The organism is Lacticaseibacillus pantheris DSM 15945 = JCM 12539 = NBRC 106106 (genome assembly GCF_001591865.1).
Taxonomy (GTDB): domain Bacteria; phylum Bacillota; class Bacilli; order Lactobacillales; family Lactobacillaceae; genus Lacticaseibacillus; species Lacticaseibacillus pantheris.
This window is the reverse complement of record NZ_BCVS01000117.1, coordinates 1-6,986: the sequence shown is the minus strand read 5'-3', so window position 1 is coordinate 6,986 and position 6,986 is coordinate 1. Positions and strand designations below refer to the sequence as shown.

Annotated in this window: 6 protein-coding genes; 3 read left to right on the top strand and 3 right to left on the bottom strand. The window is 54.4% G+C overall.

From position 1 onward, the window contains the following. Positions 1–200: 200 nt before the first annotated feature. The 3 genes from argB to LPA02S_RS10040 all read left to right on the top strand — a co-directional run bounded on the left by argB (position 201) and on the right by LPA02S_RS10040 (position 3,034). The gene (gene argB / locus LPA02S_RS10050; RefSeq protein ID WP_054650470.1) at positions 201–941 is read left to right on the top strand and encodes an acetylglutamate kinase; all 741 of its coding nucleotides are present in this window, start codon (positions 201–203) and stop codon (positions 939–941) included. A 13-nt stretch (positions 942–954) separates the two neighbouring features. After that, on the top strand, positions 955–2,103 hold the full coding sequence (gene argD, locus LPA02S_RS10045; RefSeq protein ID WP_054650472.1) for an acetylornithine transaminase: 1,149 nt from the start codon (positions 955–957) through the stop codon (positions 2,101–2,103). Positions 2,104–2,203: 100 nt separating this feature from the next. Beyond that, positions 2,204–3,034 carry a DNA/RNA non-specific endonuclease gene (locus tag LPA02S_RS10040; protein WP_054650474.1) on the top strand — a complete coding sequence of 277 codons (831 nt, stop codon included), beginning with the start codon at positions 2,204–2,206 and terminating at the stop codon, positions 3,032–3,034. A 97-nt stretch (positions 3,035–3,131) separates the two neighbouring features. On the opposite strand, the gene trpX is transcribed toward LPA02S_RS10040, so the two are convergent. The 3 genes from trpX to LPA02S_RS10025 all read right to left on the bottom strand — a co-directional run bounded on the left by trpX (position 3,132) and on the right by LPA02S_RS10025 (position 6,685). Next, positions 3,132–4,130, bottom strand: a complete 999-nt coding sequence (trpX, locus tag LPA02S_RS10035) for a tryptophan ABC transporter substrate-binding protein (protein WP_056957171.1) — start codon at positions 4,128–4,130, stop codon at positions 3,132–3,134. Positions 4,131–5,065: 935 nt separating this feature from the next. Then, positions 5,066–6,022 (bottom strand): NADP-dependent oxidoreductase, encoded by a 957-nt coding sequence (locus tag LPA02S_RS10030; protein WP_054650476.1) that lies wholly within the window; start codon positions 6,020–6,022, stop codon positions 5,066–5,068. Positions 6,023–6,040: 18 nt separating this feature from the next. Continuing rightward, a complete protein-coding gene (locus LPA02S_RS10025) occupies positions 6,041–6,685 on the bottom strand; it encodes an HAD family hydrolase (RefSeq protein WP_054650478.1) in 645 nt (214 codons plus the stop codon). Between the last annotated feature and the right edge of the window lie 301 nt (positions 6,686–6,986).

Genomic DNA, 6,986 nt, shown 5'->3' with positions numbered 1-6,986 from the left:
CGCAGCTCGTTTTTATAAGCAAGACTAACGCGGAAGAGCTGTAGCATTTTCCGTAATCGAAGCGCGAGTGGGCTTGGCCTTTTGGTTAGAGCTGCTTATGTGTAGCCTTTCTGGCCTGGGCAGCTCGTTTTAGAGTTAGAGAGCGGAGCCCCGCGTTCAGAAACTGGAGCAAATTCGTACGTCAAGGAGGAAATTGCTAAATGACCGAAACCGTTGTAATCAAATTGGGTGGTAATGCCACCGAGCAACTGACACCGCAATTCTTTGACCAACTGGCCCGGTGGCGAGCTGCCGGCGTGCGTGTCCTCATGATTCATGGTGGCGGGCCACAAATTAACGCGTGGAGCGAACGCCTAGGCCTGACGGTGCACAAACGCGGCGGTATCCGTGTAACTGACGCGGACACGTTGGCCGTTACCCAGGCGGTGTTGCTGGGCGTGGTACAACCGGCTTTGTGCCTGACTTTGCATCAACACGGACTGCCGGTCATGGGGTTGAACACCACCGATAACGCATTGCTCACGGGGACGTTGCTTGACCAGCAGCTCTACGGTGCAGTGGGCAAAATCACTCAGGTTAATACGACTGTGTTGAACCGGGTATTAGCCGACTATGTGGGGGTGTTAGCGCCGCTCGCACAGACTAGTGATGGCACGATGTTGAACGTTAACGCCGACATGGCGGCAGTCGCCGTTGCGCGTGCACTGGGCGCCACCAGGTTAATGATGGTGACCGATGTTCCCGGTGTCATTGTGAACGGGACCACAGCCGCTACAATCGATCCACAGCAGGCCAGCCGCTGGGTGCAGCAACGAATTATCACTAGCGGCATGGAAGCCAAAATTAATGCGGCCATTGATTGTGTACACGCCGGCACGCAGGTGAACATTACGAATGATGTGACCCGTCCGGGGACGATGGTCTTGTCCGCTGCGATGTAAGGGGGATGGAAAGATGACAACGAGTTTGTTTAACAATTATGGCCGACTACCAATCGACCTGGTGGACGGTCACGACTGGTTTTTGGTTGACGACACGGGGCACGAGTACTTGGACTTTACGAGCGGTATCGGCGTCTGTAGCCTGGGCTATAGCAACGGTCCGGTGGTGAAGGCTGTCACCCAGCAAGCTGGGCGCGTTTGGCACACCTCCAATCTGTATGACAGTGCGTTGCAGGAAGAAGTTGCGGCGCTCCTGACGGCGCCTGATCAGCTGGCCTTTTTCTGTAATTCTGGAACGGAGGCTAACGAGGCGGCCTTCAAGTTGGCCCGTAAGGCTACCGGTCGAACCCAGGTTTTGGCGTTCAACAATGGTTTTCACGGTCGGACGTACGGTTCAATGTCGCTGACGGGTAATCCCGACATTCAGGCTGGGTATGCACCCCTTGTCCCCGACGTCACCTTTGCAGATTACAACAGTCCTGATGTCCTTACGGCGATTGGCCCCCACCTGGCCGCCGTGATTCTGGAAGTGATTCAGGGTGAGGGCGGGGTGATACCCGCTGATACTAAGTGGCTGCAGGCGGTAGGGGCGGAGTGCAAGCGTCAGGGTGTCCTGCTGATTGTTGACGAGGTGCAGACCGGCATTGGGCGAACCGGGACTAAGTTCGCGTACATGGCAGCGGGCTTAGACCCCGACATTGTGACGGTGGCTAAAGCTTTGGGTAACGGGTTACCCATCGGTGCGATGTTGGGCAAAACTGCGTTGGGTGACGCTTTTGGTCCCGGTGCCCACGGTTCCACCTTTGGGGGTAACAAAGTCGCGTTGGCTGCAGCGCGTGCCGTGCTGCAGCAACTGACCCCAACGATGTTGGCCGGCGTGCGAAGCAAGGCCGATACGCTGTGGAATGAGCTCGACACCGCCGTGGCTAATTTGTCTGTGGTGACGGGCGTGACGGGGCGTGGTTTGATGGTCGGCATTCATCTGAAAGCAGAGTTACCCGTGAACACGGTGCTGGCTAAACTGCGGCAGCAGGGAATGCTGGCGCTGTCCGCCAAGCATAATACTTTGCGGCTATTACCCCCGTTAATCATGTCGGAGGCCGACCTGGAGCGCGGCGTGGATATGATTCGTAACGCGATAATGTTCGCAACCAACGACTAATTGTCGTCGCGACCGTGGCATTTTTGTGCAAAGAGGGACGTGTTGTCGGTGCTCCCGTGATATCATGGTTCTATTAGAATGAATCTGGGGGAAACACAACATGGCACGCAAGCGCAAGACGCGAGTACGCAAAAGTCAGATTGGTGGGGTGCTGGCGGTAATTGTCATTGCCCTACTGGGGTTATACCGGACCGGCGCACTGGATGGTGTTATGGACCGCGTGGGCATTACCCAAAGCATTACCGCCAAGACTAGTGGCAATAACGCGGTTGACCAAGATGCGTACAAGCAACTTACTCAGCTCACCTTTAGTTCCGGATCGGCACCAGTTGTTCAGGTGAATGGCGGTAAGAGCACACTGACTGCCAGTACCTGGCAGAGCAGTCACATTGACTATGGCAACTTGGACCGGCTCAACCGCACAACTACGGCGACTGCGTATTTGAGTAAGGACAATCTGGGTAAAAGTGAGGGCCGTCCCAGTCAGGAGTGGACTCCCACCGGCTGGCATTATAATCGTAGTGGCCAGACGGAAATCTACAATCGTGGGCACCTGATTGCTTACACGTTAACCTTTAACATTAATAGTGATGGTAAGCACGAACAGGGGGCGGAGGGCAGTTCTGACAACCCGAAGAACCTGGCCACACAATCGGCGTACTCCAACCAGGTGCTGATGCAGATCTATGAGGGTAAAGTTCGCCAAGCGTTGGTTGACGGGAAACAGGTTATTTATCAGGTGACGACAGTTTTCCGCGGGGATGAATTAATGCCGCGGGGCTACTGGGCGCAGGCAATTTCAACTGATGGTACGGTGAATTTCAACGTGTATATTTATAACGTTCAGCCTGGCTATCAGTTTAATTATACTGACGGTAGCGCACAGGCGGATTCAGCCATGAAGGTTGATGAATCCGGTTTGGACAATTAGATTATTTGCAACAAACAAAATGCCGCAACGCGTGCAACTACCAGTAGGGGTTGGTAGTCGCACGCGTTGCGGCATTTGTTGTAATTTTGGCGCTTAATTAGTAAACTTCACCGTTCTTCTCGGCGCCATTAACGACTTTAGCGGGCAGCTTCAGGCCAATCTTTTTGGCTTCGGCTTTGTTGATTACGTAGTGGCCCTTAGTCACCATCTTGACTGGGTAGGTGGCAGGGTTCTTACCCTTCAGCACCTTGCCGGCCATCTTCCCGGCTTCTTCACCCAGCTTGAATTGGCTCACGGCGTATGCCGCCACGCCGCCGTCTTTGACCATCGTGTTGGCAGCAGGAATCACGGGTACCTTTTCATTGTTGGCAGTGTTCACGAGTGTTTTCATGGCCGCGGCGACACCATTATCTTGTGGGGCGTAGATGACGTCGGACTCGCTGGCCATCTTGCTAGCGACCTGTTGCATATCGTTGGTATTCGTAATCGAGTACAGCTTGTACTTCAGGCCTTCCTTCTTGCACAAGGCGGCCATTCGTTTGGCGTTGAAGGTGCCACCGTGGTCGGAAGTAGTGTAAATAATTCCGATTTGCTTAGGCTTTGGCACGATGGCCTTGATCAGGTTGAGGTGTTGTTTAATTGGTGAATCGCCGGAGGTACCGGTGATGTTGCCACCGGGACGCTTGTTGGATTTCACCAGTTTCCCGCCAACGGGGTCGGTAATACCGGCCAAGATAACGGGGTGCTTGCCGTTTGCGGCGGTGGCCAATCCCTGAGCGGCAGCGGTAGCGATACCGACGGTCAGGTCGACGTTTTGACTTTCAAAGCGATCGCTCATGGTTTTGATGTTACTCTGGTCGCCCTGGGCGTTTTGGAAAACAATTTTGACTTTTTTACCCTTGTAGCCCTCTTCGGCCAGTCCCTTGACTACACCTTTGTGGATTTCATCGAGGGCGGGGTGTTCAAGCTGTTGCAGGATGCCGACCTTGGGCACGCTAGCGGCTTTAACGGACTGGGCTTGGGGACCACGAACGCTGATCAGGGCGGCGGTGGCGAGGGTGGCAACGGTGAGTAGTGCGGTATAAATCTTCTTCATAAATATTTCCTCCATTGGTGGGGGTGGACACCCCACGAGCTGTGTGACTGGTTGAGTGGGTACAAAAAAGGGGCAAACCAGCAGTTACTCTGGTTTGCCCCTAGTTAGTTGGGCCGCCAAAGTCTGCCGCGGATTCCGCGGACAGGCTTGTGCGTATATCACACAAAAGTTGCCGGCGCGGATACAATCCTGTTTGCCAGGTTGTATCCGTCCGAAACGAATACAACCGACTAGCGCCAGCTTTGCCATGATTGGTTTAGTGAACTTTGTGTGAAAATACTCATTTTGGCGTCCTCCTCTGTCATTTGTTGGTGTAAGTATAGCCATGGAGTTTTAAGGTTGTCAAGGGGAAATTTGAGAGAGAGCGGAGCAGGCCGTTTAGAAAGCAGAGTATAAGGGGTCCCAACCGAAAGGCCCGGTTTTGGCCTTTTGGTTGGGACCCCTTATACGTCGCTTTCTGGCCTGCGCAGCTCGTTTCCATACGCACGACTAACGCGGGATCGCTGTAGCATTCTCCGCGATTGAGCGCTAGTGGGCTTGGCCTTTTGGTTGGAGTACCTTATGTGGCGTCTTCTGACCCGCGCAGCTCGTTTTAATAAGCAAGGCTAACGCGGGAGCGCTGTAGTATTTTCGCGATTGAAGCGCTAGTGGGCTTGGCCATTTGGTTGGGACCCCTTATACGTCGCTTTCTGGCCTGCGCAGCTCGTTTTTATACGCACGAGTAAATCGGGCCCACTGCCGCATTCTCCAACACAGTAACAAGTCCGCGCAGCTCGTCTTCTGCCGTAAGTCAAGCGTTGTTCCCGGTATTATCATGTTTTTGGTTTTAATAAGTAAGACTAACGCGGGAGCGCTCTAGCATTCTCCGCAATAGCAACTCCATTGGCACTAGCATACGGCTAAAGCCATTTACAAGTCATCTCCCGTCCTAATCGTTAATCTTCTTCCAATTCCTCCGCCACGCAGACAATCTTCCCGGCCCCGTGGCGGGTGAGAATTAGCTCGTGGGCGGCGATAACACCGGCAAGGGTCATGGGCAACTTTGTGGCAATGGGTAGATGAAATCCGTTGTCATTTGCGCACGCAGAATTGAGCAGCGCAAACGCAGATGGTACGTTCGGACGGGGGCCCGCGCCCACCTGTAGGTAAGTTGCGTTAGGCTTGATGGTTTTATCGACCGTGCTAAACGCCACGCTCACGTACTGGCCATGCCGTTGTAACATCCGCACACCAATCCCGTGATCGTTGCCCCCGGCGCTGGCGTTCACCACGTAGTCCGCCTGGTCGGCAAAGCGGGCTCCCACATCTTCCAGATCGTAATGACCGATTTCACCTGGATTGAAGCTGGCTAGTGTTTCGTGATGATGGCTGTTAGCGATGGCGCTGGTTTTAAGGCCCAAGTACTGGGCAAACTGAAGTACAACGCTACCAACACCACCGGCCGCGCCAATCACCGCAATGGTTTTACCAGCCTCCGTCCGTAATAGGTCGGTGAGGATACTGTAGGCGACCACGGTAGATTGGGGCAGTCCAGCTGCCTCGGCAATTGAAATGGCGTCGGGGATATGCGCAACTTTGCTGGTGCTAGCCCGCACATACTCGCTGTATCCCCCAATGGGGCGGTAATTCATCACGCGGTCGCCCACAGCAAAGTCGCTGACGTTGGGACCGACAGCGGTAATCACGCCGGCAACGTCCACCCCTGGCACAATCGGAAAGTCGAGTGGGCGGTCCTTAGCGGCGGCGCCTGACCGCAACGTTGCGTCGTACGGGTTAATCCCGAATCCCAGCACGTGGATTTGTACCTGACCGTCGTGGGGTTCTGGTGTTGCGGCCTCGATGGTGGTAAATACCTCCGGACCGCCAAATTGGTTAAATCCAAACCGGTTCATGGCTACCTCCTCAATAATTTACGCAAGTGCACTAATGTTTGCTAAATCAAGAATTGCTTCTGGTCGGGTCAGAAAATGGTCGGCCTCGGTAAATCCTGCGAGGTTATGTGCCCCCCAGGTTGCCACGGCGAAGTCCACGTGGGCGGCTTTGGCGGCTTGCATGTCCGTTACAGTGTCCCCGATATACAAGGTGCGCCCGTGATTAGCAGGCAGTTCGGCCAGAGCACGCAGAATGGGATCGGGCGCCGGCTTGGGAGCGATGTCGCTCGCGTAGGTGACGATAGTGTCAAAGTAGTCGTTCAACCCGAACCACGTGAATTCATGCGCCAATTCGGAAGCCGTTTTGGCGGTAATGATACCCATCATGATGCCACGGTGTTGCAGGTGAGCTAGAGTCCGGCGCATATTGGCAAAGACATGGACCTGGGTCTGCCGTTCCTTGGTCAGTTCGGTCCACAACGAGGCTACCTTGTCCTGTTGCGCTGCTGTCAGGCCTAGAGCGGCCAAAGTTTGGTCGCTGGGGATGCCCAATGAGTAGGTTAATTCATCGTGGGTCTTGTGCATACCGACAGTTTGAACCAGCGCGTCCTGTAGCGCACCGATAATAACGTCTTCCGTGTCGATAATGGTGCCGTCGATGTCGAATAAAATGGTCGCATACATAAAAGGTACACCTCCTAGGGCGGTTTTTGAGTTACTGTAACCGCTTACTATCATCATAACCTATCGGACGCGCACCGCCAAGGCTTTCCGGTGGCAACGGCCTAAATTTGGTTAGATTGCGGTAATTGTTGTAGGAGGAGTGATTGTCCACAGACGGCAGCGTCGGATGGGGCGGCGAGAACGCGCGGGTGGAGTTTGGGGTTGCGATTTACGTGTCCTGCGCCGTGATTGCTTCACCCGCACGCTCCAGCCCGTTCCGGGTTTCCCACGGATTTTAGAGCCCGAAAAATGACGTGTATCC

What these genes read in the sequence shown, in the direction of transcription:
- argB (WP_054650470.1), top strand. Translation starts at nt 201, where the DNA reads ATGACCGAAACCGTTGTAATCAAATTGGGTGGTAATGCCACCGAGCAA.
- argD (WP_054650472.1), top strand. Translation starts at nt 955, where the DNA reads ATGACAACGAGTTTGTTTAACAATTATGGCCGACTACCAATCGACCTG.
- LPA02S_RS10040 (WP_054650474.1), top strand. Translation starts at nt 2,204, where the DNA reads ATGGCACGCAAGCGCAAGACGCGAGTACGCAAAAGTCAGATTGGTGGG.
- trpX (WP_056957171.1), bottom strand. Translation starts at nt 4,130, where the DNA reads ATGAAGAAGATTTATACCGCACTACTCACCGTTGCCACCCTCGCCACC.
- LPA02S_RS10030 (WP_054650476.1), bottom strand. Translation starts at nt 6,022, where the DNA reads ATGAACCGGTTTGGATTTAACCAATTTGGCGGTCCGGAGGTATTTACC.
- LPA02S_RS10025 (WP_054650478.1), bottom strand. Translation starts at nt 6,685, where the DNA reads ATGTATGCGACCATTTTATTCGACATCGACGGCACCATTATCGACACG.